An 884-nucleotide genomic window follows, 5' to 3' on the forward strand; every position below is an offset into this window, starting at 1 on the left:
AAATTATCCCAGTAACTGAAGTATATGAATTAGAAGTAGATTCATTAGGTAGCATAAAAGATACTCTTTCAATCGAAATCATAAAGAAGAACGAAGAAGGTTTAAAGATATATAGTAAAATCAAAACTTTTAAAAAAGATAGATTTAACATATTAACAGAATATTATAAAAAGAATGAGGATTTATTTTATTCAAAATTAGAATCATCTAGGTATGGTATTATCTCTATTTATGAAGCATGGGAAAAAGACAATGAAATAGAAAAAGCTATGTTAATTGAGTATGATCAAAATAAACCTAAAGACACTATATTTATTGATTATGAACACTTTTTCGATAAACAAGGAGTTAAAAAGAAAACAATAATAACTTCAAAATACAAGAAAGAGGAAAGTAATAAGACTGAACTACTATATAATGAAGATAAAAAAATAATGTCAGAAATTTTATCAACAGATGAAGACACATTAAGTCATTCTTTAACTAAGTATAATAAATCTTTTTCAGAAAAAATCATATTCAATTATAAAAATAACACTGTATCAAAATTTGTTTATGATCAAAACGATATCATTCAAACTAAAACAATTTATTTAAAACAGCTAGATACTATTATAAAGAAATTTGAAACAAAATTTGAAACAAATAATAATGGGGAAATTTTAAAAAAGGAAGATGTAATTTATCCAAGTAAAGATAAAAGAATTATAATTTATAAAAAAATAGGTAGTGTTTCAAATTAGGTAATGTTCCAAATTGGCACTTTTGAAAAATATGAAAATTAAAAACTGATAATCAGTTTATTAAAAATAAACAAGCTTCATTAATGAAGCTTGTTTCTGTTCTTTGAAATAATTAAAGTTTATTAGAGACCGTAAAACAAC

At 22.4% G+C, this 884-nt stretch carries 1 protein-coding gene; it reads left to right on the forward strand.

Annotated features, from left to right (window positions below; genetic code table 11):
• A partial coding sequence (locus ACVC2P_RS12565) for a hypothetical protein (protein ID WP_452598815.1) occupies positions 1–743 on the forward strand: 743 nt, incomplete at its 5' end.
• Positions 744–884: the final 141 nt, after the last annotated feature.

The sequence above is a fragment of the Pontimicrobium sp. MEBiC01747 genome, from assembly GCF_053601635.1.